General features: G+C 53.8%; 20 protein-coding genes. 13 read left to right on the forward strand and 7 right to left on the reverse strand.

Annotated elements, in window-relative coordinates:
* Positions 1–2 precede the first annotated feature (2 nt).
* Positions 3–1,715 carry a hypothetical protein gene (locus tag HS100_05120; GenBank protein MBE7433275.1) on the forward strand — a complete coding sequence of 571 codons (1,713 nt, stop codon included), beginning with the start codon at positions 3–5 and terminating at the stop codon, positions 1,713–1,715.
* A 128-nt stretch (positions 1,716–1,843) separates the two neighbouring features.
* On the opposite strand, the gene HS100_05125 is transcribed toward HS100_05120, so the two are convergent.
* The 6 genes from HS100_05125 to polX all read right to left on the reverse strand — a co-directional run bounded on the left by HS100_05125 (position 1,844) and on the right by polX (position 8,427).
* Positions 1,844–3,253, reverse strand: coding sequence for a hypothetical protein (locus HS100_05125; GenBank protein MBE7433276.1), 1,410 nt, complete (start codon positions 3,251–3,253; stop codon positions 1,844–1,846).
* Complete coding sequence (locus HS100_05130) at positions 3,250–5,136, reverse strand: HAMP domain-containing protein (protein ID MBE7433277.1); 1,887 nt, start codon at positions 5,134–5,136, stop codon at positions 3,250–3,252. Before HS100_05130 ends, HS100_05125 begins: the two co-directional genes overlap by 4 nt.
* A 164-nt stretch (positions 5,137–5,300) precedes the next feature.
* Positions 5,301–5,675 (reverse strand): DUF1232 domain-containing protein, encoded by a 375-nt coding sequence (locus HS100_05135; protein MBE7433278.1) that lies wholly within the window; start codon positions 5,673–5,675, stop codon positions 5,301–5,303.
* 42 nt (positions 5,676–5,717) lie between these two features.
* A complete protein-coding gene (locus HS100_05140) occupies positions 5,718–6,185 on the reverse strand; it encodes an isoprenylcysteine carboxylmethyltransferase family protein (GenBank protein ID MBE7433279.1) in 468 nt (155 codons plus the stop codon).
* Positions 6,182–6,451: a hypothetical protein gene (locus HS100_05145; GenBank protein ID MBE7433280.1), complete on the reverse strand. Its 270-nt coding sequence runs from the start codon at positions 6,449–6,451 to the stop codon at positions 6,182–6,184. Before HS100_05145 ends, HS100_05140 begins: the two co-directional genes overlap by 4 nt.
* Positions 6,452–6,699: 248 nt before the next feature.
* The gene (gene polX / locus HS100_05150) at positions 6,700–8,427 is read right to left on the reverse strand and encodes a DNA polymerase/3'-5' exonuclease PolX (protein ID MBE7433281.1); all 1,728 of its coding nucleotides are present in this window, start codon (positions 8,425–8,427) and stop codon (positions 6,700–6,702) included.
* Between the two features lie 180 nt (positions 8,428–8,607).
* Between polX and HS100_05155 the strand changes: the two genes are divergently transcribed.
* From HS100_05155 to HS100_05195, 9 genes are all read left to right on the forward strand, one after another.
* Positions 8,608–11,346 (forward strand): AAA family ATPase, encoded by a 2,739-nt coding sequence (locus HS100_05155; protein MBE7433282.1) that lies wholly within the window; start codon positions 8,608–8,610, stop codon positions 11,344–11,346.
* A 117-nt stretch (positions 11,347–11,463) separates the two neighbouring features.
* On the forward strand, positions 11,464–13,449 hold the full coding sequence (locus tag HS100_05160) for a beta-lactamase family protein (protein ID MBE7433283.1): 1,986 nt from the start codon (positions 11,464–11,466) through the stop codon (positions 13,447–13,449).
* 116 nt (positions 13,450–13,565) lie between these two features.
* Positions 13,566–14,456 carry a CPBP family intramembrane metalloprotease gene (locus HS100_05165; protein ID MBE7433284.1) on the forward strand — a complete coding sequence of 297 codons (891 nt, stop codon included), beginning with the start codon at positions 13,566–13,568 and terminating at the stop codon, positions 14,454–14,456.
* Positions 14,457–14,487: 31 nt separating this feature from the next.
* Positions 14,488–15,261: a CPBP family intramembrane metalloprotease gene (locus HS100_05170; GenBank protein MBE7433285.1), complete on the forward strand. Its 774-nt coding sequence runs from the start codon at positions 14,488–14,490 to the stop codon at positions 15,259–15,261.
* A gap of 38 nt (positions 15,262–15,299) precedes the next feature.
* The gene (locus tag HS100_05175) at positions 15,300–16,097 is read left to right on the forward strand and encodes a CPBP family intramembrane metalloprotease (GenBank protein ID MBE7433286.1); all 798 of its coding nucleotides are present in this window, start codon (positions 15,300–15,302) and stop codon (positions 16,095–16,097) included.
* A 19-nt stretch (positions 16,098–16,116) separates the two neighbouring features.
* Positions 16,117–16,401, forward strand: a complete 285-nt coding sequence (locus tag HS100_05180; GenBank protein ID MBE7433287.1) for a hypothetical protein — start codon at positions 16,117–16,119, stop codon at positions 16,399–16,401.
* Complete coding sequence (locus HS100_05185; protein ID MBE7433288.1) at positions 16,398–17,345, forward strand: ketopantoate reductase family protein; 948 nt, start codon at positions 16,398–16,400, stop codon at positions 17,343–17,345. Before HS100_05180 ends, HS100_05185 begins: the two co-directional genes overlap by 4 nt.
* A gap of 33 nt (positions 17,346–17,378) precedes the next feature.
* Positions 17,379–18,257, forward strand: a complete 879-nt coding sequence (locus tag HS100_05190) for an ABC transporter ATP-binding protein (protein ID MBE7433289.1) — start codon at positions 17,379–17,381, stop codon at positions 18,255–18,257.
* Positions 18,254–19,816, forward strand: a complete 1,563-nt coding sequence (locus tag HS100_05195; GenBank protein MBE7433290.1) for a hypothetical protein — start codon at positions 18,254–18,256, stop codon at positions 19,814–19,816. Before HS100_05190 ends, HS100_05195 begins: the two co-directional genes overlap by 4 nt.
* Positions 19,817–19,996: 180 nt before the next feature.
* On the opposite strand, the gene HS100_05200 is transcribed toward HS100_05195, so the two are convergent.
* Positions 19,997–21,061, reverse strand: coding sequence for a hypothetical protein (locus tag HS100_05200; GenBank protein MBE7433291.1), 1,065 nt, complete (start codon positions 21,059–21,061; stop codon positions 19,997–19,999).
* A 445-nt stretch (positions 21,062–21,506) separates the two neighbouring features.
* On the opposite strand from HS100_05200, the gene HS100_05205 reads away from it, so the two are divergent.
* The 3 genes from HS100_05205 to HS100_05215 are packed head-to-tail and all read left to right on the forward strand — an operon-like array spanning position 21,507 to position 23,507.
* Positions 21,507–22,349: a CPBP family intramembrane metalloprotease gene (locus HS100_05205; GenBank protein ID MBE7433292.1), complete on the forward strand. Its 843-nt coding sequence runs from the start codon at positions 21,507–21,509 to the stop codon at positions 22,347–22,349.
* Between the two features lie 4 nt (positions 22,350–22,353).
* Positions 22,354–23,112 (forward strand): CPBP family intramembrane metalloprotease, encoded by a 759-nt coding sequence (locus HS100_05210; protein ID MBE7433293.1) that lies wholly within the window; start codon positions 22,354–22,356, stop codon positions 23,110–23,112.
* A complete protein-coding gene (locus HS100_05215; GenBank protein MBE7433294.1) occupies positions 23,109–23,507 on the forward strand; it encodes a nuclear transport factor 2 family protein in 399 nt (132 codons plus the stop codon). The genes HS100_05210 and HS100_05215 overlap by 4 nt, the downstream gene beginning before the upstream one ends.
* The last annotated feature ends 27 nt before the right edge of the window (positions 23,508–23,534 follow it).

Consider the following 23,534-nt stretch of genomic DNA (forward strand, 5'->3'; position numbering starts at 1 on the left):
GCATGCAAATATCCCCCAAAGCCGTCCGCGCCATTTCCGTATTACTTTTTATCGACGGGCTGATCGCCATCGGTTGCGCGATCTTCGCACATGCTCTCGGCATCGATCCTAATCCTGATTGGGGACGTTCGCGCATTTTTCTTTTTCTCTTCGGCGGTTCGCTGCTTGCGCTCTCGATATTTCTGCGCAGGAAAAATCCCGCGCTCATCTCCTCGGATGCGACAAAGACCTTTACGATTATCGGGCACACCTGGGCGGTCATTCTCGTCATTTACGTATGGTTCATCACCTTTGGCACGTTCACAGAATGGCGCGCCTCCACCCGCTATTATTCACTGCTTGCAGATGCATTCAGCAAGGGTCAACTTCACGTGGATGTGGAACCCGGCGCGGCGCTTCTCGCTGCAGACGATCCCTACAACAACGAAGGACGCCCACCCTTCGATGACGACGTTTGGGATTTGTCCCTTTACAAGGGAAAACTTTATTTGTATTGGGGACCCGTCCCCGCCCTGCTCCTGACACCAATTCAACTCGTCTTAAATAAAGACCTTGCGGATATATACCCTGTCTTCTTTTTCTTTTGCGGATTGTTGATCTTAAACTCACTGATCGCGCTAAAAATGCGGCGGCTCTTCTTCGCAGACATCCCCATGCGGAATGTAACCGCCTCTCTCCTTGTCCTTGGCTTGATCCTGCCCATCCCGTGGTCGCTTTCCATCCCGGACGTATATGAAGCGGCAATTGGCGCGGGTCAATTTTTCCTCATTGGCGGCATCTACTTCGTCATCCTGGCATTCGAATATTTGCTCAAGCCACCCTCCCCGGCGGAGGGGATGCCGCCAAAAGCAGGGTTGTTATTATTTCTCGCCGGTCTCTTCTGGGCGTGTTCCGTCGGTTCGCGCGCGATCAACGTCCTTTCGATATTTTTTCTGACAGCATTTACCTTATATTGGATCTGGAAAACCTGCGTTATTGATTGGATTAAATCAACCGCTCCGCTTTTGACCCCGCTTGTGCTTGGCGCGATCCTGATCGGATGGTACAACTACGCGCGCTTCGACGATCCGCTCGAGTTCGGACTCCGCTACCAGATCACGGTCCAAAACATGAACCGCGACATGCCTCTCGCCTTCGAACTGGAGTATTTGCCGTATAATTTCACGGCTTACGTGTTGCAGCCTTTTCAATTCGTTTCAGGATTCCCATTCATACGACCTGTTGGCTACACTGGCTTGATCCAAGACCACGGCATCACCGCCCCGGGTCTTTATGCGGCAGGCAACGTGACCGGCATGCTCTTCTTCGCGCCTTTTTTGCTTCTTGCATTCCTGCCTTTTGTCAAACCAAAACCGCCTGGCGGAAAAGAGGCGCAGGTTTCCGATTTGCGAAGATTCATCCTGTACCTTCTCGGCGGTCCCTTCCTGATCGGTTTCACCAGCATCCTGTTTTACTACTACGGGCAGATGCGCTTCCTTGTGGATGTGATCTCACAGATCACCCTGCTGGCTGTCTTCGGTTATTGGACGGTTGTTCGAAGATTCCCCAAAGCATACCTATATTTTGCGAACCTACTTATCGTCATCACCCTCACCATCAGCCTGTTGCTCTCTGTCACCAGCGAGAGCGGCCGGATGGAAAAGCTTAACCCCGCATTCGATGACGGGGAAGCGATCAAAATTTTAATGACGCAATATGACATTACCGGCCCTTAATAAGGTGCCTGATAGCGCCGTTGAATGCGAAGACCTCTGCCAATTCTATACATCCCCAATATGCAGTATTCTTGTTCATAAAAACTTACTCTCGAAAACTTGATTTCGAGAGTAAGTCAGGTCTTGTTTTAGGGGGTGGGTGGCGCTTCTTCTGTTGAGGCTTCTTCCGTTTGGGCAGGCTCCTCTGTTGTTGGTTCTTCCACCTGAATTGAAGCCTCCATGACTGGTTCCAACGCTGCTTGATTTACGGCTGGCGCAAGTGGCGCAGAAATCGGTACTTCGACAGTCTGGACTGCATCCACCTGAACAGCATCGGCTCCGCCAGTCGGATTGATAATCACTACAAAACCATAGGTGCCGGGTGGAGGTCGCCCGCTTGTGCCATCATCGACATCGATCAGAATGCCTGTTCCAGGAGCGGGTCCTGCGCCATCTGAGTCGTACAATTGGCTTGGGTCGACTATTTCGTTATCCGCTTCGCCGCCGGTGGTTACAGCTATATCGCCAACGTTGGAGTTGTCATCAGGAATGCCATTTCCCCAGTTAAACACTTCGTAATACGTTGCCCCGGTATCGTCATTGGTAATTCCCACAACGAACCAGTCAAGGTAGATAACATTAATATTTAGGAATTCATACACCGCCAGGTCATAATTGCCATCCGGGGTGGCTTCGACCGTAACATTTAACCCGAGAACAACATAAAATCCCTCATTGATATTTGCTGTGTTGGCGTCATTATAGATATTCGTATTATCCGGCGGAGCGCCCACGTTGATTTGTGTGGGTGCAGGTGCAATCGGCGTGTAAGTTGTTGTTGTAATATCGCCATAATCGCAAGGCTCGGGTCCGTCAGGGTTGTGTGCGCCAGGACAAACCGGGGGAGGCGGGTCATACGTGCATGGCAAAGGCTGCCCTTGATTGTTTGCATTGGGGTCTTCGCAAGTAGTGGGGTCGTACGTGCAGGGTAATGGCTGCCCCTGATTGTTTGCATTGGGGTCTTCGCAAGTAGTGGGGTCGTACGTGCAGGGTAGAGGCTGTCCCTGATTATTTGCATTGGGGTCTGTGCAGGTTGACGGAGGAGTCGAACTGCCATCCGGAGGTTCGGTCTCTTCAGGAGTATTTGTTGGAGATGCCGTCCCTGTAGCAGAAGTGGATGTAGCAGAAGGGGTGCTGGTGGGTGTGGCTTGCGTCGGCGGGGATTCGGTTGCGGTGGGCGTTGCCTCTGTTGGCGGGGGTGAGGCGGTGGGAGAAAAGGTCAGGAAGGGCGGGTAGTAAACATCCGCTCCAGGCGTGAGGTAATACTCCATCCATGCCATCGGCGTGAGAATCTGCGGCAGGATCGGTTCGAGCAGGGCAAAGGGTCTTGCTGAGTTCGGATCCGGCTCGAGGTTCGAGTTCATATCCGCGTTCACGCTCCAGATCGGTATGAGGCGGATGGCGATCTGCCCGACGATGATGATCAAGAAGATGCCGATGGGAATGATGAAAATGAGGAGCGTCCAGTCGCGCCGTTCGCGTTTTTGATCGTGAATCATGACCCACTGTCCTTTCTGTGCGGGACTGGAATGGAAACGATGAACTTACTTCCGGGGAATTTTTCCTCGTCGTGTCCGGGGCTTTCCACCCGGATGCGGCCGCCGTGTGCCTGTACGATGCCGCGTGAAATCGCAAGCCCAAGGCCGGGTCCGCCGCCTTTGAACTTGGTCTTACCCGATGAGTGCATGAGCACCTCGCCGGTCTGCGAGAATTTCTCGAAGATGATATCGTGCATGCCCGGGTCGATGCCCACACCCGTATCACAGATGGTGATCTCCAATTGGGGTGGCTCCGCGCCGTTCACAAACCTGCCAGAGACTTTCACCTTGCCGCCGTCGGGCGTGAATTTGATGGCGTTCATCATCAAATGATAGAAGACCTTTTGCATCATATCGGGGTCGGCAGTGACGGGCGGAAGTTTCTCCAGCCCTTCGGTGCTGAAATGGATATTGCGTTCTTCGAACGCTGGAGAAAATTCCTTCTGCACCTTGCGAATGACGGGCTCCAATTGAATGTTCGCTTTTCGCAGGATCAACGCGTTGCTGTCGATGCGGGAAACATCCAGCATGCTTTCGACCACGTCCGTCATGCGTTCGGCGCCTTCCAGGATGCCGGTCGCGAGTTTTTGCATCTCAGAGTCTTTCTTCAAATCCTGTTCGAGCATCTGCGAATAACCCATGATCAAGGTCAGCGGCGTGCGCAGTTCGTGCGCCGATATCGAGATGAAGTTGGTCTTGGTCTTGTCCATCTTTCTGAGAGTCTCGTTCGCGTCTTCGAGTTCATGGGTCTTCTTCTGGAGTTTGGCGGTCATGTCGTCGAAACTGTTCGCCAGGACGCCGATCTCATCGCCGGTTTCGATGCCGGTCCTTTGGTCCAGGTCGCCGCCCGCGATCGCCTGCGAAGTGCGGACGAGCGAATACAAGGGAACGATGATCTTGCGCGAAACGAAATAGCCGATGACGATCACCGCCAGCATCAAAATGGAAAAGATGATCACGTAGGTCGTCCGGTTATTCTCACTGACCTGAAGGACGAATTCCGTGGGCAATGCCACCGCAAAGACGCCGATGCGATCGTTCCCCACCTGGAGCGGCGCACGCCCGATCGTGTAGGGGCGGCCTGCGATCTCCACATTGTTCTCCCCCCGCACGAGTTTTTCGGAAGTTTTGATGATCTCCTGGTACTGATCGGCGGTGATGTTCAAGGGATCGAGGTTATCCGTCCCGGCGGAACCGAAGGTCGTTGCAATGACATCGCCGTTCATTCCATAAAGGACGATATCTGCAAGGGCGATTTGTTTGAAGGTCGGGAGAAGAGTATTAATTGAAGTGCCGAGAATGATAACCCCGTCGAATTCATCGTCCACGCTGATGGGCATGAACGTGTAATAATATGCCTTTTCGTCGACCAGGTTCCCGCCCAGTGTGCGATGCGGAGGGTCTTGTGGATTCCGATTCCGCAAATACGATTCGACGAAAGGCATCTGCCCGGCTCCCGTATCCTGTTCCACGCGGATCGACTTTCCTTCACCATCCTTTAGCAGATGCAGAATCTCCGTCCCTTGCGGCGAAACAATGATCAGGTTTTCGACCGAACTTGTTCCAAAGAATGGCTCCGCGATCTGGAACACCCCATCGCGGTCTTCCTTTATCACCGCTTCCGCAAACCCGTCCGTGAAGATAATGCGCCGCGCTTCGCCTACATGATATCCCTCCTGCCGCACAAAACTATCGGAAACCACCCTGCCCGCCTCGAGCAGTTGATTGGTGAGACGTTCCGTCAGTGAGCCGGTCACGAGGCGCGTTACAACATAGACCCCGATAACCGATACGACCACGGTCAACAAAAGAAACGGCAGGGCGACCTTTAGGCGGATGCTCATGTGAAAACCAGTACAATATTGCCAAAGGCATTATAAAGGGGCGGTTCTCGGACCTCGTGGAAATGCAACACTATTATAATGTCAGAAGGGGTGAAATTTAAGTGATATTTGTCCAGCCCCGCCCGCCCTGCTTACAGCTACTTTACAAATTTGCCAGCCGAATCTCAAATCTTAGCCAGAATTTTAACCAGCCAGATCAGAAGGAGGATCCAAATCAGGATGGTCAATACCGCCCCAACCCAACCCGCGCCTCCCACTTCGCCCCGGCTTGCTGCCTCCCTGCGAGCCTCTTCCATCACCTCTGGCGGAATCAACCTAACTGCCAGCCATAATCCGCCCGGAGTGATAATCAGATCGTCTAGATACCCCAACACTGGGATGAAGTCCGGGATGAGATCAATTGGGCTAAAGGTGTGAGCAACAACCAAAAAGATCAGCACCCTTACGTACCACGGCGTGCGCGGATCCTTCGACCCGAGGTAGACGGCATACGCTTCCTGCTTCAATGCTCGAGCGCGGGCTTTCAATTTTTCCAGCATCGAAGAACCCGCATTATAAGCAATTGATGCGAGGGCTTGGAATCATCGAAAGCGCGGAATCCAACGAGGTACACGCTTGAGATAACCTTCATAGTCTGCCCCAAATTTGGAACGAAGATTCGGCTCCTCGTAAAACCTGACAAAGAGATCGAATGCAATCCATACAACGGCTGCATAGATCAATGATCCCCAGTACCCAAACCATGCGAAGTGACCGATAAGAATCAATAGCACGCCCATATACATCGGGTTGCGGACGTATCGATACAAACCTGAAACCACCAACTGCTTCGGCGGATCGATCGGGGCGGGTGTGCCTTTTCCCTTGACGAGGAAATCCCAAAAACACCAGACCAAAATCGCGATTCCATTTACCCATAATGGAAAGGCAAGGAAAGTGAGGAATCCGGTTTCAAGCCTCGGACCGATTCGAAACAGCGCCAATGGAATCAAGCCTGCAACCATACCCGGCGCAAGCATGAAAAACAGAATCGACTTTAATCTGGTCATCGCGGTTTTTGGAATCGGCTCCCGGTCCATGCGCCGATGAAATACCAGATAGCGACATCCACGATCAGATTTATTGTGCTGAACTCCGAGCAGTTCTCCCCCGGCTGGCATGGTCCCCAGGCAAGGATGATTGGGAAGGGAAACCCAAGCGGAAACGTATCCGAGATGACAAAAGGGACTACCAGGCTCCACACGATGCTAAATATCACGAACAGGATTACAGTGAGCAGGATTTTTAGGAATGTTGGCTTCAACATGCTTTTCATGGAAGTCGTTTCTCCCTATTTCTTACTCGGGTGAACCCGGCCTGGAAAAGTTATGGGCGAAAACAGCAAGACCGGAAAAGAACAACGCGGCACCAACCATTCCCGCAATCCACCGGGGAATCCCCAGGCCCTCTATGTCCAGGGGAATGAATCCAAAATAAAGAAGCAGCCCGAGCGCGCCGATTAGAATATCCGTGCCGCTTGCGATCAATAACGCAGTTCGTTTTGCGTTTTTATTCTCCAATTGCTCATCCCCTCTGTTTCAACCACTTCAAGAGCTTCTCAGTTGACCAGCAATTGATCACGTCATCTTTTGTCAGCCAGGCGCGGCGGGCAATGGCGACTCCGTAATGGAGCATGTCCAGATCGCCTTCGGAATGCGCGTCGGTGTTGATGCTGATGAGCACACCCAATTCCTTGGCGCGCTTCGCAAACGCATCGTCGAGGTCGAGGCGCGAGGGATGGGCGTTGATCTCCATCGCCACACCGGATTCTGCCGCGGCTTGCAAAACAACTTGCATGTCGATATCCGCCCCTTCCCTATCCGGCATAAGTTCGCGTCCCGTCGGGTGACCGATGATATCCACATGCGGGTTTCTCACGGCTTTCAGCATACGCTCCGTGATCTTCTCTCTCGGCTGGCGCAGGCTGGAATGGATGGATGCAAGTACGAGGTCGAGCGAGGCGAGAAATTCATCCGGATAATCGAGCGAGCCATCGGCTTTTATCTCCACCTCCGTTGCATGAAGCACAAGGATCTCATTGTCGAGTTCCTTTTGTATCTTTTTGATCTCAGCAGCCTGCTTTTTGTGATCTTCGATCTTCATGCCGCCCGCCACGCCGAGGCTTGCAGAATGATCAGTGAACGCGATAACCTTCATGCCGCGTATCGCCGCAGCGCGCGCCATCTCCAACATGCTTAATTTACCGTCGCTCCAGGTAGAGTGCGTCTGCAGGTTCGATTTAATGTCCTTCACCTCGATCAGTTTCGGTAGTTTATTTTTCTTCGCCGCTTCAACTTCGCCACGCCCTTCGCGCAACTCGGGAGGTATCCACGGCAAGCCCAAAGTCTTGTACACCTCCTCTTCCGTTGAGCAAAATATCTCACCTTTGCCCTTGACCTTTTTGAACGAATGATCCGACAAGGACAAACCTTTATCCAAAGCGATCTGACGCAGCTGAACGTTGTGATCTTTGGAGCCGGTCGCATATTGAAGCGCCGTTCCAAATTCCTCCGGCGGATGCACCCAAATTTGCGCGCGCACACCGTCGAAGAATTCGATGCTTGATTTCGTATCGCCTTTTCCCAGCACGCGTTCCACGCCTTTTAGATTGACGAATGCCTCCATCACCGCTGCAGAATCTTTGGATGCAACCAGGATGTCGAGATCGCCGATGGTGGAGCGCATCCTTCTTAAACTCCCGGCGGGTTCCACGGCGACGACTCCCTTCACGCCTTTGAGGACTCGGATGATCTCCTGCGCGAGCGGATACGCCCTCCCCAACGGAAGCCTGCCTGACCTCCGCGCCAATGAAGCGATGCCTTCCAAAATTGCGGTTTCAGATTTCGCGCCCATGCCGGGCAGGTCGCGCAATTTGCCTTTTTTTGCCGCCGTTTCAAGCTGCGCAAGTGTTGTGATATTCAACGTTTTCCAGATCAGTGAAATCTTTTTCGGTCCCAGCGAAGGGACCTGCAGCCAGCCTGCCAGGCTTTCGGGCACTTCCCTCTTCAGTTTCTCCAAGAATTGGAGCTTTCCCGTGGAAAGCAGCTCGTCGATCTTTTCCGCAATGGCTTTGCCAACGCCGGGAATATCCTCGAGTTTGTCCTCTTTCCAATATTCCTCCGCCTCGCGCCCCAGGCCCATCAGGCTTTCGGAGGCTTTTCGATATGCCAGCGTTTTATAAATGATCTCGCCTTTGATCTCGAGCAGGTTGGCGATCAGCGTGAATGTATCGGCAAGTTGTTTGTTGTTCATACCGGTAATCCTTTTGTGTGAATTATACGCGCAAACAATCTGTCGCTCCTGTTTCATTATCAATGTATTGATCTCCGGATCAAAGATGAATTTCCTTCCAGCGATCTCCAAATTGTGGATACTGCAAAACATCCCGGGCTTGTTGTAAAATAGGAATGATATTTCTCCGGAGACACACAAATGTCCGATCCCTTGCTGGCGACCAAGATCAGTCTGCCGATTTTGCGCCAGATTCTGGTTCCCAGAAGAAAAGTCCTCGAGCAATTGAACGACGGATTGCGTGATGGACATTTGCTTACTTTGGTATCCGCCCCGGCGGGATATGGAAAAACCACCACCATTCGCATGTGGGTGGAGCAGGCGGGATGCCCGGTGGCCTGGGTCACGCTGGAAAAATCGGATAACGACCTCAAACAATTTCTCGCTTACCTTTTTACTGCCTTGGGCAGGGCGGTAAGCGATCTCGGTCAGTCCGCGCTGGAGATGGTGGAAAACGCGCAGGAGATAAATCCTACTGCTGCGCTTGGATTGTTGGTCAATGACCTGCACGGTCTGGATCAGCCGATCATTTTGGTTTTGGAAGAATATCACCTGATCGAAAACGAGATGATAGATCAGGCTGTCGAATACTTGCTCACTCAATCCATTGCCAGCCTGCGGCTGGTCATCGCAACCCGTGAAGACCCCAGCCTGCCGCTGACGCGCCTGCGGGTGCGAAATCAACTCACCGAGATTCGCGCGGCGGACTTGAGCTTCTCCCTCGAAGAGGCGGTCGAATTTTTCGCGGACGTGATGGGAGTCAATCTTTCCAAAAAGGAAACGGAGATCCTGAAAGACAAGACGGAAGGCTGGGCTGCGGGTCTTCAACTGGCGGCATTGTCATTGAAGGAAAACAAGGACACGGCAAAATTTGTCGAGGCGTTTGGCGGAACTCACCGTCACGTTCTGGATTATCTTATCGAAGAAACCCTCAACAGCCAGTCGGAGGAGATGCGGGAATTCCTGCGGCGAACGTCCGTTTTGGACCAGTTATCCGCTCCCCTGTGCGAAGCCGTGACCGAACAACGGGAAAGCAAGAAAATTCTCCAATATCTGGAAAGCAACAACCTGTTTCTGGTTTCCCTTGATGAAGAGCGCAACTGGTATCGCTACCACGCTCTGTTCGGCGAACTATTGAAGAACCAACTTTTGCAGGTCGAACCGGAACGCGTGTCCGAGTTGCACGAACGCGCCGCGGACTGGTATGAGAAAAACGGTTTCATCCAGAAGGCGGTCGAACATGCCTTCCAGATATCGGATGGCGGCAAAGTGTCCAGATTGATCGAGAGACATGCCCTGCCGATGATCTATCAGGGCGAGGTTTCGACGGTTGCAGGCTGGTTCGACAGACTCCCGGAACCGCTCATTCAAGTTTCTCCCATGCTATGCGTCTGCAAGGCTTGGTCGTTGGTCTTGATGCAACGAAAAACAATGCGCATACGGGAAGCGGAACAGGCATTGCAAGCCGCCGGGGATGCCTTGGACCACGTCAACTCGGATGAAGCCCTGCGAAACCTGGTGGCTGGGCACATCGCGACCATTCAAGCATTTGTTATGGGAACGCCGGGCTTGACGCGAGAGGGGGCTGGAAAATTGATCGAAACGACCCGAAACGCCCAGCGCCTCCTCCCGGAAAATGAAAAAGCCATTCGCAGTGTTAATGCCATGGTTGCCGGTAACGGTTATTTGGCGCTTGCCGACCTGCCAGCCGCTGAGAAAGCATTCAAAGAAACCCTTGAGGATGGCGTGGCTGGCGGGAATTTTTATGCCGCCATTTATGGGCCGGTAAACTTTATCCTGATCGCGATGATAAAAGGACAGTTGGAACTTGCCCTGCAGCTTTCTGAGGCGAATATTGATCGGTTCAACCGACTCCTTGCTGGACAAAGATTTCCTCCCATTGGCGCGCTTTACATCCTGAAAGGATGCGTCCTTCTCGAGAAAAATCTTCTGGCAGAAGCGGAACAGGCGTTGACTCAAGGTCTGAGTCTTATCCGCTGGACCGGTGAGTTCCGGACTCACATGAAAGGCTATGCCGCCCTGGCGCGATTGCACTCCGCTCAAGGTGACCGGGAAGGAATCGCTGAAAGCCTGAAGTTCCTTGAAGAGACCCGACCGGAAAGCGCCCCTTATGCACAGACGTTGCGGCAGCGTTTTTCGGTGTACGATCCGGAGGAGCATAAGCTCAATGTTGAGGAAGCGCATATCTCGGTGACACAAGCCGCAGCCAGGTTTAGCGCCTTACCCGACATAACCGGTATTGACTTAATGAGTAGAATCCGATTTCAGACTCACCTGAGCGATGCCTACAACCTGACAAAGTCAGTTGCAGGAAATCAAAAAGCTTATTCTTTCCTCGACGTTCATAAATACTTTGCCCGCCAGGAAAAGTTTGCGAATACCCATGAGCTCTACGACTGGCTGATCGAGATTTGGCTTCTCAGAGCGCTGATGTATCATGTGGAGGGAAATGCGGAGGAGGCGCGTTGCTTGATGCAGCCCACGCTCGAGGCGGCTGCCCCAAGGGGATATTTCCGCATCTTTCTTGATGAAGCCGACCTCCTGCGCCCTCTGCTTGAATCCACGCTTCGGCATTTGAAAAACAACGATCTCTCTGCCTACGTCAAACGCCTGCTGGAGGCGATGCCAGGAAAATCCATCGAAGTCAAATCCGCCTCCGTGCCGGAGGATATATTAAGCGACCGGGAACTCGATGTGTTGAGACGATTGGCAGCGGGGGAATCCTATAAAGAGATCGGGCAGAAACTCTTCCTCAGCCTGAACACGGTGCAATTCCACGTCAAGAGTATCTATCGCAAATTGCTGGTCAACAAACGGATGCAGGCGATCGAGAAGGCACGGGAGATGAGGTTGATCTAACCAGATATCCAGACCACATATTTTTCCACCGAAGAACCACATGTTTATGTGGTTCTTTTTTTTACCTTTAGCCCTAGAATGCAGGCAATGTATTCGCCCCAAGAAGGAGACCCGACAATGAACACAAAACAACTTTCGATCAGTCTTGTGATTTCCGTCTTGCTCATGTTGACTATTGCCGTGCCTGTTGCGGCGGGGGTGGGAAGAGTCGCAAAAGGGGAGGAAATGCCTGTTTCGCCGAATCAGGCACAGGGTCCGACCGATGCGGCGGAGATGGAAGCGTTCATGGACGAGTTGTTCGCGCGTCAAATGGACGAGAATCACATCGCGGGCGCGGCTGTCGCAGTCGTCAAGGATGGGCAGTTATTCTTTGCCAAAGGCTACGGGTACGCTGACCTTGAAAACAAAATTCCCGTTGACGTTGAAACAACAATGTTTCGCACCGGCTCGGTCGGCAAAGCAATCACTTGGACGGCGGTGATGCAACTCGTCGAGCAGGGCAAATTGGATTTGGACGCGGACATCAACACCTATCTCGATTTTCGCATCCCGGATACCTATCCACAGCCGATCACGCTAAAGCATTTGATGACTCATACGTCGGGTATCGAAGACCGCTGGGTCGGAAGTTTGACCCCGGACGCCAGCGAACTGGTTCCCGAACGCGAATGGATGATCGCGAATTTCCCGGGTCGGGTGCGTCCGCCCGGCGAAATAGCAGGTTACTCGAACTACAACGCCATGTTGGGCGGATATATCGTGGCGCAGGTATCGGGCGAGCCGTATGAGGAGTACATCCAGAAACATATCTTTGACCCGCTGGGCATGACTCACTCAACCGTCAAACCGCAAATGCCGGGGAACCTGTTCCCGTTTGCCTCCAAGAGTTATACGTTCGTTGATGACGCCTTCCAACCGTTCCCTGATTATTTTCCCCAGCCCGCGGGACTGGCGTCGGGCTTTCATTGGGTCAGCGTCACAGACATGGCGCGGTTCATGATCGCGCGCCTTGAAGGCGGCTTCTACGGCAATGCCTCCACTGAGGTTCGCATTTTGGAAGAAGACACGGCGCGGCAAATGCTGACCACCCTGTACACTCCCGACCCGCGCCTGCGCGGTACGGCGTACGGCTTGTTCGATTTCAGCGATAACGGTCAGTTGGTTCTTGGTCACACAGGGTATGCGCCAGTGATGGTAAGCGAACTACTGCTGCTGCCCGACCAGCATCTGGGTGTATATGTAACCTACAACAGCCTGGGCGCCAGGGAGGGGGCATTGATTTTCCAACATTTTGGATTCCAAAGGGCGTTTTTTGACCATTACTATCCCGCCCCGGCGGTTTCTCCCATCCAACCCCCGGCGGATTTTGCTCAACGCGCGGAACGGTTCGCGGGCTTTTACAAAGCCGCCAACAACCACTCCACCACCCCTGAAAAAGTAGCCCGGCTTTTCGGCGATGGCGCGCTGGAAATCCGTGATGGCGGTGACGGCACGCTGGTTGTTCCCATGGGGGGAGGGCACGAGCTGCGCTTTGTGGAAGTGGAGCCGCTTTACTTCCGCCAGGTGGATGGTTCGCTTTCCATCGTTTTCCGAGAGGACGATCAGGGTCGTATTACCAACTTGTTTTTCGACCTCAGCCCTCATTATGGTTACGTAAAAATGGATTGGTATGAAACGACCGGCTTCAATATGCTGTTAGCCCTGGGTTGCATCCTGATGTTCCTGTCCATGTTCCCGGTGGCGTTGGTGCGCGCGATTCGGAATCGCCGCTTTGCCCCCGCTTCACGATCCGCCCGCACAGCGGACTCGATCCTCTTCGGCATCAGCCTTCTGAATGTGTTGTTCGTGGTCGGTCTCGCGCTGTGGTTCCGCCCCATGCGCCCGTCGGAATTGCACGACATTCCACAGATCGTTGAGATCGTGATGGGGTTGGGCGTCTTGTCTGCCTTGCTGACTCCCGCCTCGCTGGTCTACACCGCGCTAGCTTGGAAGGATCGCTATTGGGGCGTCGCCTATCGTATCTATTACACGTTGGCAACGATCGCGGCGGCCGCTTTTGTCTGGTTCCTGCATTACTGGAACTGGTTGGGCTGGCGGTATTAAAACAATTCACATGTGTAGTCGGTGCAAGAGAGCGCCGACTACACGGAGACTATTTCAACGCTGGCGGGTGCGCCATCCGTCCCCGCCAGCCAATCATGAGAAAAGGAGAAAATGAAATGTCTACAATCGTTAAGAAATACCCTGCAATATCCCTACTTGTCCTTGCCATGATTCTTGGCTTTGCGCCTGCGCTTGCCGTGGCTGCTGGTTTACTTCCCCCGGCGTGGATCCAACTTGGGGCGCTTAGCTCCAGTGTGGCAGCGGTTGTGCTCGTTCTGATCGAAGGTCGCAAGGGCGGACTGCGTGAATTGCTCAGCCGCGCCCTGATCTGGCGGGTCGGTATCCGCTGGTGGATCTTTGCATTGTTCTTCATGATCGTCCCATCTGTGGCTGCCCTCTACGTGTATCACTTGTTGGGCGGACCGTCTGTGGATTGGAGCGGGCTTCAGCCGCTGTATCAAATCGTTCCCGCGTTCGTCTTTCTCACCCTCGCGGCAGGGATCGGCGAGGAGTTTGGCTGGAGAGGATTTCTCCTGCCGCGGCTTCAATCCCGCCATAACGCGCTGGTTTCAGGTCTCATTGTCGGAGTCGCCTGGGCCACCTGGCATGTCCCCCTGTTTTTCATCGAGGGGACAAACCAGTACGAACAGCGATTGGCAAACGGAATGCTCCCCGCTATTCTCGGCTACGCAATGTTTGTGATCGTCCAATCGGTCCAATTCACCTGGCTGTTCAACAACACCAAAGGCAGTGTTCTGCTGGCGGCGGTTTTCCATGGCGCAAGCAATGCATGGGCTGGATATCTCGGCATGGGCAATGTCCCCTTTGGCGGGATTCTCACCCTTGCGGGTTTATCTGTGCTAATCACCGCTGTCGTCGTCCCGCTGGCTGGAGCAGAGAATCTCTCCCGCGCATTCAATCGAAACGTGCTTGAAATTAAGAATGGACAGCCTGATACCGTTCAGCCATCAAAAGAAGGAATTGCGCAACCCTCAGGCTCGCAATAAGGATCTTTTGGTTACGAAATGGAGAGATTTCATGTCTACTCAAAAAATAACATCCAATAAAGACCAATATACACTATGGCAGATCCTCGGCATTTGGGCAGGCGCCGCCCTGCCGATGGGAATCAGCTATTGGGTGGTCATGCCCATCCTGCTCTCACGCGGGAGCGTGAGTCCATTCGCGTTTCTCTTTTTGATCAATGCCGGATTGATCTGGCAGGGAGTCTTTGCCTATATCCTGCTGAGGCGCGAAGTGAAACCATTCACCTGGCAGGGCGTGGAGGACAGATTATGGCTATACACCCCTTCCGATCCCAGGACAGGTATTCCCTCGAAATGGCTTTTCCTGTGGACGATCCCACTCATCGCGATTTCCGTTATCGGGTTCTCGAACCTTGGATGGCTTGATGATCTGTGGTTGAAGGCTCTACCGTTTCTCGAGCCGCGTCCCTATGCGGTCATCCAAAACCTGGCTGGACCCGCCGTGGGACAGTGGTGGTTATTGGGCTTGCTGGCAGTGCAGATCGTGTTCAATTACCTTTTGGGTGAAGAATTGATCTTCCGTGGAATCCTGTTGCCCAAAATGAACGGCGTGTTCGGAAAGTGGGACTGGCTCGCCAACCACCTTCTGTTCACGGCATACCATCTGCATTTCATCTGGAATACCCCCGCGCGCCTGCTCCTCGATTGGACCTATTCCCTGCCCGCAAAACGCTTCAAATCCTATTGGATGGGAGCCATCGTTCATGGGTTTGACGCCCTGGGTCTGATATTCATGTTCATCATGGCTATCATGGGATTGGTTTAGAACAGAATGACAAGGTTGTTCAATAAAGGAGAAATCTCATGTCAACACAGGAAATAACATCTAAAAAAGATCAATACACTCTCTGGCAGATCCTCGGAATCTGGCTTGCAGGCGGCGCGCCGATGTGGCTGTTGAGTTGGGTGGCTTATCCCACCCTGAGCGCCGGACTCCCGCCATTGGACGCAGGTCTGTTGCGCTACAAATTGCTCACTGTCGGGCTGATCTGGCAGTTTGCGCTGGCGATGATCATTCTCTATCGCGAAGAGGGAAACATCCGTCTGGGGACGATCAGCCGTCGTTTCTGGCTGAACCACCCAAAGTCCGCGCGAAGCGGGGAGACGAAGAAATCCTTGTGGTGGTGGATCATTCCGCTGATCCTGCTTGTTGCCTTCGTGGAAATCGGTTTTCGGGATACGCTTGTCAACTTGTGGACGGGGATCTTCCCCTTCTTCGCCGAGCGGGAAGGCTACGATGCGTCCGCAATGTTCACTCCTGAATTGCGCGCGCAGATGGTCGGCGCGTGGGGATTACTCGGGGTGCTCTTTGTGAATGCGCTGTTCAATACGTTCCTCGGCGAGGAGTTCCTGTTCCGCGGCGTGTTGCTCCCCAAAATGGAAGGCGTGTTCGGCAAATGGGACTGGGTCGCCAATGGTGTGATCTTCGGCTTCTATCATCTTCACCAGCCCTGGGGCATCCTCTCGTCCGTTCTGACGGGTTGGATGTATACCTTTCCCGCCAGACGATTCCGCACGACCTGGTTCTCGATCATTCTGCACTCGGGGCAGAGCGTATATCTCCTTTTCCTGATCCTGGGACTCGTTCTTGGTCTGGCGTAACTCCTGCCATGGAGTGAATATGACGCAATCCATCAGTTTGAATTCGCAAAATAAGTACGAGATTCATATTTACGGTCAGCCGGACGCCTCGTGGCTGGTTTGGTTCGGTCAAGCCGATGTCCGTTCCGATACTCTGGCTGACGACACGCAGGTGACCACGTTCTCGAACATCGTCATGGATCAAGCCGGGTTGGTCGGTTTAATACGCCGCTTGCACGGATTGGGGATCGTGTTGATATCCGTCCAACTCGAAATGCTGGGAAGAACAACGGTGAAAGAGTACCCAAAAGGGGAGGCATCATGAAAATCCTCATGTTCGGAGCAGGTGTTATCAACACCCTCTATGGTTATGCCCTGGCACAGGCGGGCAATGACGTGACGCATTACGTCCGCCCTGGGAAGAAGAAAATGTTCGGGAACGGGATCCGTCTCAACTTCCTGGACGGACGCGAAAATCCGCCGAAGCAGGCATCCGTGCATTATCCGGTGAAAATCGTCGAAGAATTCTCCAGCGCGGATGGTTATGAACTTATCATTGTCAGCGTACGGCATTATCAACTCGATTCGGTTATGCCCGTAATCAGGGATAAAATCGGTAACACCGACATTCTCATCTTCAACGGCAATTGGGACGGCATCGATAATCTCGACCAATATCTGCCGCGCTCACAATACCTCTTGGGATTCCCCGTCGCGGGTGGCGGTTACAATGGGATGACTCTTGACGGCGCATTGCTCGACGAGATTCGGCTCGGCGAACTGGACGGCAAATCCACGTCGCGGCTGGAGCGCATTGCAAACGTGTTTCGGGGCGCGGACATCAAGGTGGATGTGCAGTTCAACATGCAGCACTGGCTGTGGGTTCACTTCGCCATCAACAGCGGAATCATCGGCGCGGCGTTCAAGGCAGGCAGTGCGCAGAAACTATTGAACAGTATTCCGCTTTTGCGAAAAGGAATCCTTGCGGGGCGCGAAGCGTTGGAAGTCTGTCGCGCAAGAGGCGTGAACGTGGACTCCTTCGAAGACGCGAAATCCTTCTATCTTCCCGTCTGGCTCGCGGCGGTGGGCGTGTGGTACATGATGAAAACCAACCTGCCCGCCCGCAAGATCATGGAAACGCACACGGCGGTGGACGAACTGCAAGTCATCTACCGCGACGTATTGAAATCGGGCGAGGAACGGGGTATCCCCATGCCGCATTTCAAGTCATTGAAACCGTATGTGGATAATCCGCCTGCATTGCATTAATCATATTGAAAGAAAGTTAAAAAGGAAACTCTTATGCACCTCACCATCCAATCCCTCTCCAAACAATACCGCCGCGACTTCTGGGGTCTGCGCGATTTTGACCTCGAAGTGAAGCCCGGCGTCATCGGCTTGCTGGGACCGAACGGCGCGGGCAAATCCACGCTCATGCGCATGCTTGCCACCATCACCCAGCCCAGCGCAGGGACGATCCAGTGGAACGGCGTGGACGTGGTCAAAGCGCCCGACGCACTGCGTTCCACGCTCGGCTACCTGCCGCAGGATTTCGGCGTCTATCCCAATTTAAGCGCGCTGGAATTTCTCGAATACATCGCCGCCATCAAAGGCTTGGACGCCAAGTCCGCGCGCCGCCGCATCGAAGAATTGCTCGTGCTGGTCAACCTCGTCCACGCCGCGAAGCGACCGCTGGGCGGCTATTCGGGCGGGATGAAGCAGCGCGTCGGCATCGCCCAGGCATTGCTCAACGATCCGCAACTGCTCATCGTGGACGAACCGACGGTGGGACTCGACCCCGAAGAGCGCGTACGCTTCCGCAACCTGCTCTCCGACCTTTCGGGCGAGCGCATCATCTTCCTCTCCACGCACATCGTCTCGGACGTGGAAGCGACCGCCACCGAGATCGTCGTCATCAACAAAGGACGCAAACTCCAGCACGCCGCGCCTGAAAAATTATTGCAGACTCTTGAAGGGAAAGTCTGGCAGTGGGTCATTCCCTCCGATGCCCTGCCCGCGCTCAAGCAGAAACACATCATCAGCGGAGTCATCCGCCGTCAGGATGGGATTCAGGTTCGGGCGGTGAGTGAAGCGGCTCCCGCGTCCAACGCCCAGCCCGTCCCGCCGAGTCTCGAAGATGTGTATCTCCAACTCGTTTCGCAAAATGGAGCGTCGCAATGAACAGCCTGCGAACGCTCTTCCACATGGCGCGCGCGGACTTTTTCGAGCGCACACGTCGTTATAGTTTTTTGGTCATGTTGGGGTTGGTGGTCTGGCTTGGGTATCTCTCCGCGACAGGCGCGCTGGTGATGAGCGTGCCGCCCAACTACGTGGGCGAAGTCAACTCACCGTGGGTCGGCGCGTTGATGACCGTCACGGTCACGATATTTCTCGGCTGGTTCGGTTTTTATCTCGTCAAAGGTTCGGTCGCGCGCGATTACGAGACGGGCGTTGGGCAGATCATCGCCACCACGCCGCTTTCGCGTCCGCTGTATGCGCTCGGCAAATGGCTGAGCAACTTCGCCGTGCTGGGCGTGATGGTCGTCATCCTCATGTTCGCGGGCATTGCCATGAATCTCTTTTTCAGCAGCGCGCCGCTCGATCTGTGGGCATTGACCGCGCCGCTGCTCTTCCTCGCGCTCCCGTGCATGGCGGTCGTTGCCGCGCTTGCCGTTCTCTTTGAAACCGTCGGCTGGCTGCGCGGCGGCTTCGGCAACGTCGTTTATTTTTTCCTCTTTTTCATGGGGCTCATTCCCGGCTTAGAAGCCGAATCCTACCAGCCCATGCTCGACCCGACAGGTCTCCGTCTCATCGGAGACCGCATCGCGCAAGCCGCAAAAATGATCTACCCCGAAAGTGAAGGCGATTTTGCATTTCAAATCGTGACCAGCGCCGCCGAAGTCAAATACTTTCTGTACAACGGTTTCGCGTGGACTGCCGACATCCTCCTGCCGCGCTTCGCCTTCGTTTTGATGGCGATTGGACTCGCTGTGCTTGCCGCCCTTTTCTTCGACCGATTCAACACGGCGAAAGTTCTACGCGGGAAGAAACGCCTCAATCCCAACCCCGCGCGGGATTCTGCTTCCGAGCCTTCCCCACTCCCCAACATTCACCTGACCTTGCTCCCAAACACGCGGCGCTTCCGTTTTGGCGCACTCTATCTCGCCGAATTGAAAATGCTCCTCAAAGGGCGACGCTGGTGGTGGTATCTGACATCGCTTGGGCTGGTCATTGCCCAAGTCGCCGTGCCGCAAGGGACGACTGCCTTCCTGCTCGCCGTTGCCTGGCTGTGGATGATTCTGCTTCTAAGCGCGTTGGGTAACCGCGAAGCCTTGCACAATACAAGTGAAATTGTCTTCTCCGCACCGAGACCCACGCTTAACCAACTACCCGCTGCGTGGCTTGCCGCCTTCACTGTCACTGCGCTGATGGGGTCGGGCGCGTTCCTGCGCCACCTCCTCGATGGTGAAATCACCCGCCTCCTCGCATGGATGAGCGGCGCGCTGTTCATCCCCTCCCTCGCGCTCGCCCTCGGTGTGCTGACCTCCAGCCGCAAACCCTTCGAAGTCATCTACGTCACGTGGATGTATCTCATCCTCAATGCTGTGCCCACGCTGGATTTTGTCGGCGTCACGCCCGAAAGCCCCTGGCAGTTTTACGCCATATCCTCATTTGCCCTGCTTGCTCTCGCTGCCTTTGTCCGTCACTCGCAGTTAACGGGATGGAAGTTTACGAAGTGAAACCTGTTTCGTCTTCTGGCCTCCTCTCGTAACCTTTGTCCTGGCGCGGCGGATGAGTCGATTAATAATTTTGAAATTCTGGTAAACGAGAAACTTCTTTACGCTGAAGAAAAGAATCCCGAACAAATGATCGGGATTCTTTTATGTTGTTTTGAAGGAATTATCGATACAGAGAGGGTGTTATCCGACACATTCGCAATCCGGATAGTCCTTGACCAGGCTCGTTCCGGGAGGGCATGGGGGACAAGCAGGCTGGTTGTAAACTTCTGCTGGAGGTTCATCGATCGTATATTGAATGGGAGCATTGCAAAGCCCAGGTTCGGTACCCGCCGGTTGGAAACCTACAGCCATGCGGCAGGAACTATCCAGTTCGAAGACGGATTTGATCGGATAGTACAGTTCATAACCGGGGTTTGCGGCGCCTGCCTGTTCATGTGAAAACGCATCGTTCAAGTCGAAGAGCGCCGGGTCGAGCAGGGAATGACCCGCCCACATGCTGATCATATAGGTTTGTGGATTCCCGACCACGGCACGTTTGACGGCAATCTGAATTAGATTCGGGTTATCGGGCGAGATGCGAACCCACGCGCCTTCCGGGTCTGAACCTGCACCCTGGTCGAAGACGATGGATTCAAATCCGTCGCCGGTTGCGCCCTCGTCGGTGAACATCGGGGTAAGGCTGCCAATATCATCATTTGCATCGTTGTAGACCTGCACACCCAGGACGGTCCAATCGGCGGAGGCGGGATTCGAGACGATGACAAGCCAGTCTCCTCTGCCGTCGCGGTCGGTGTCGAGCTCGAGGGCATATTTATCGGCTGACACGTCCGCACCTACAAGCGCATTGAGTTGGATTGAACCGTAGATCCAGGCTTCATCCTGATGAACGAGGGTGTCCACGATATCAAGGCTCGGGAAATATACATCCATGCTTCCGGGATTGAACGGGCGCTCGAATTGACCGTAGGTGAACCGGTCGCCTCCGGAAATCGCCTTGTCCAGGGCGGAGACTTGATCGCCTGCATGTCCGCTCACAGATTCTGGAAGACTTACAGGGACGACATTGCTTTGAGGAACAGGCAGAACCGATTCCTCGGGTTCATCAATTGGTGGTTGTGTAGGCTGTGCGACAGAAGGTTGTTCAGTCGCAAACCCCTCGCTCGACGCGGGCAAAGCGCCGCATGCCTGCACCAAAACAAACATAACGATCAACAAAATATTGGTTCCATTGGTAAAAGTTTTCATTCGTATTTCCTTTTCTATAAAATTGAGTATGTCTTGCAAGCCAAATGTTTATACCGATGTCTATCCTTCAAATTCAGGGGGCACCTCTCCAGTCTTTTCTAAAGTTATACGCTCATTATTTTTCCTGTTTGAGTTTGATCTCGCAGGCATGCCCTGCGTCGATGGCTGCATTAAATCAAAGACACGATGGCGTGCCATCGTGGAAAATACCTAGTTGTAAGTCGGGGGAGTACCTAGTTTTTTCGTCCAGCCCTCTAACCATTGCCAAACCACAAAAAATCTCCGCCTGATACAACCCCGCAAATTAAATATTCGCTCTTATCCAGAGAGGCCGAACACCCGTTACCAAGACACCGCCTTAAGACCTGCCGGGAAACGGTCTTGGGGCGCTTCTCAAACCACAGGCATTTCGATATCCTTGGGACATCAACCAAAGGAGATTTCAATGAATTTGACGACTGCCTTTTTGAAGCGTCACTCGCTGATTATCGGTCTCGTCCTGATGTTCGTTTACACGTGGACGATCGACCTCTCGAACTCGGGCGTCATGCCGTTCGAAGTTCCCTTCCCGATCTATATCACTCTCGGCTGGGGATTCATCTTCGCATCCCTCTTGATGACGTGGCTGACCCTCGGCAGGGATGAAATGATCAGGTTATTCAAACGCTTCCTCCTTTGGCGCGTCGGCTGGAGGTGGTTCCTTGCGGCGCTCCTGCTCGAGCCTTTCTGCATTATCGCGGGAGTTTATCTCAATGCCGCATTGGCTCGAATTCCCCCCGATTTCAGCGAGGCGATGGCGTATCAAATCTTCGGCGCGTCCGCCTCCCCGCTGGTCTTTTTCCCTGTCTTCTTTCTCTTTGACCTCATCACCAATGGGGAGGAAATGGGCTGGCGAGGATACGTCCTGCCGCGCTTGCAGTCAAAATATAACGCCCTGACCTCCACGCTGATCCTCGGCGCGATCTGGGCGTTTTGGCACCTGCCGAAGTACATCACCCATTTCAACGCAACCGCCTTTGGCTGGGCGGCGCTTCATTTCCTCGCGTTTGCCGTTATCCAGACCTGGCTATATAACAACACGCGAGGAAGCTTATTAATCGTCGCTGTCAGTCATGCAATCTCGAATGCAGTCGGCGTGTTCATGCCGATGGCGAACACTGTATCGAGCGGGAATATGGGCGCATATATCTTCTACGTTTTGTTCGAAGCCCTCGCGGCAATTGTCATAACCGTCGTTGCAGGTCCTGCGCGGCTCTCGCGCACGGAAGAAAAACAGGTGCAGGTGTGATCGCATGAACACCAAAAGAACCTTCCTTCAAACGTACGAACTTCCATTGTTCCTTTTGCTGGCATACACCCTGAGTTGGTCGTCCGCACCATTTGCGAATGGTGGTTTGCTTCCTCACGGTCCGGCGCTCGCCGCGGTCATCGTCATTTGGCTGACTTCGGACAGGGCAGGCTTGCGCGAGTATTGGAAGCGGTTGACAAACTTCCGCGCGGGCTGGTGGTATTTCGCCGGTCCCGCGATCATCCTCGCGTATCTGCTGGCAGCCTTCGTCGCCAGCCTTCTGTTAGGCGCGAAGGCGGTGAATCCGTTTCCGTTTCCCACGACCGGCACGCTCATCATGCTCCTATTGATGGGCGGACAATGGGAAGAACCGGGTTGGACGGGTTACGCGCTCGTGAAATTACAGGAACGCTTTGCGCCTCATTCCTACGGGACGCTTGCCGCTGCGCTCCTGACCGGATTCTTCCGTTCGATCTGGCACCTGCCATTGGTGCTTTACGGCGGTATCGCCTGGTACGATGCGGCGTTCTTTAGTTTCGCGTTTCAATTCATCATTGCCTGGCTTTATCATAAATCGGGCAAAAGCGTCCCCGCCGTCATGGTCTTCCATCTTGCCTCCAACCTCCTGACGGGCAACATGATGCTTCAGGCGTTCACAGGCGGGGCGCGTGAAATGTACTACATCCTCTTTGTCGTCTCCGCCTGTCTCGCCGCGCTGATGATCATCTGGCAATCGAAATTCAAACTGGGATATGCGCCATGAGCCCCATAAACGGATTGACTCGCATGCAATTCCAGCGATGGATGGAATCCTATTGCCGCGCCAGCGCAGAGAACGATCCGCAAGCCTCCACCGCTCTCTTCGCTTCGGACGCCCGTTATTACGAAAATCCATTCGATGAACCCATTACGGGACGCGACGCGATCCATCGCTATTGGAAAAAAGGCGCACAAACCCTGAAAGATAAAGAATCCAACTTTGAAATCCTTTCTGTAAAGGGAACCTGCGGCATCGCGCGCTGGAAATCGAAGTTCACCGTCATCGAATCGGGCAAACGTCTCGCGCTGGATTGCCTTTTCGTCGTTGAGTTCGATGATGAAGGGCTGTGTCGGATATTCCGCGAGTGGTGGCACATTCAAGAAAGAAACGATGGGTGAATGTCGGAGCACCACATGAGGTCAACG

The sequence above is a fragment of the Anaerolineales bacterium genome (genome assembly GCA_015075725.1).
Lineage (GTDB): Bacteria > Chloroflexota > Anaerolineae > Anaerolineales > Villigracilaceae > Villigracilis.

Excerpts from the sequence above, each read along its gene's own strand:
- HS100_05195 (MBE7433290.1), top strand. The coding sequence starts at position 18,254 with ATGAACAGCCTGCGAACGCTCTTCCACATGGCGCGCGCGGACTTTTTC.
- HS100_05175 (MBE7433286.1), top strand. The coding sequence starts at position 15,300 with ATGTCAACACAGGAAATAACATCTAAAAAAGATCAATACACTCTCTGG.
- HS100_05165 (MBE7433284.1), top strand. The coding sequence starts at position 13,566 with ATGTCTACAATCGTTAAGAAATACCCTGCAATATCCCTACTTGTCCTT.
- HS100_05120 (MBE7433275.1), top strand. The coding sequence starts at position 3 with ATGCAAATATCCCCCAAAGCCGTCCGCGCCATTTCCGTATTACTTTTT.
- HS100_05180 (MBE7433287.1), top strand. The coding sequence starts at position 16,117 with ATGACGCAATCCATCAGTTTGAATTCGCAAAATAAGTACGAGATTCAT.
- HS100_05125 (MBE7433276.1), bottom strand. The coding sequence starts at position 3,253 with ATGATTCACGATCAAAAACGCGAACGGCGCGACTGGACGCTCCTCATT.
- HS100_05160 (MBE7433283.1), top strand. The coding sequence starts at position 11,464 with ATGAACACAAAACAACTTTCGATCAGTCTTGTGATTTCCGTCTTGCTC.
- HS100_05185 (MBE7433288.1), top strand. The coding sequence starts at position 16,398 with ATGAAAATCCTCATGTTCGGAGCAGGTGTTATCAACACCCTCTATGGT.
- HS100_05155 (MBE7433282.1), top strand. The coding sequence starts at position 8,608 with ATGTCCGATCCCTTGCTGGCGACCAAGATCAGTCTGCCGATTTTGCGC.
- HS100_05140 (MBE7433279.1), bottom strand. The coding sequence starts at position 6,185 with ATGACCAGATTAAAGTCGATTCTGTTTTTCATGCTTGCGCCGGGTATG.
- HS100_05135 (MBE7433278.1), bottom strand. The coding sequence starts at position 5,675 with ATGCTGGAAAAATTGAAAGCCCGCGCTCGAGCATTGAAGCAGGAAGCG.
- polX (MBE7433281.1), bottom strand. The coding sequence starts at position 8,427 with ATGAACAACAAACAACTTGCCGATACATTCACGCTGATCGCCAACCTG.
- HS100_05130 (MBE7433277.1), bottom strand. The coding sequence starts at position 5,136 with ATGAGCATCCGCCTAAAGGTCGCCCTGCCGTTTCTTTTGTTGACCGTG.
- HS100_05190 (MBE7433289.1), top strand. The coding sequence starts at position 17,379 with ATGCACCTCACCATCCAATCCCTCTCCAAACAATACCGCCGCGACTTC.
- HS100_05210 (MBE7433293.1), top strand. The coding sequence starts at position 22,354 with ATGAACACCAAAAGAACCTTCCTTCAAACGTACGAACTTCCATTGTTC.
- HS100_05205 (MBE7433292.1), top strand. The coding sequence starts at position 21,507 with ATGAATTTGACGACTGCCTTTTTGAAGCGTCACTCGCTGATTATCGGT.
- HS100_05200 (MBE7433291.1), bottom strand. The coding sequence starts at position 21,061 with ATGAAAACTTTTACCAATGGAACCAATATTTTGTTGATCGTTATGTTT.
- HS100_05215 (MBE7433294.1), top strand. The coding sequence starts at position 23,109 with ATGAGCCCCATAAACGGATTGACTCGCATGCAATTCCAGCGATGGATG.
- HS100_05170 (MBE7433285.1), top strand. The coding sequence starts at position 14,488 with ATGTCTACTCAAAAAATAACATCCAATAAAGACCAATATACACTATGG.
- HS100_05145 (MBE7433280.1), bottom strand. The coding sequence starts at position 6,451 with ATGAAAAGCATGTTGAAGCCAACATTCCTAAAAATCCTGCTCACTGTA.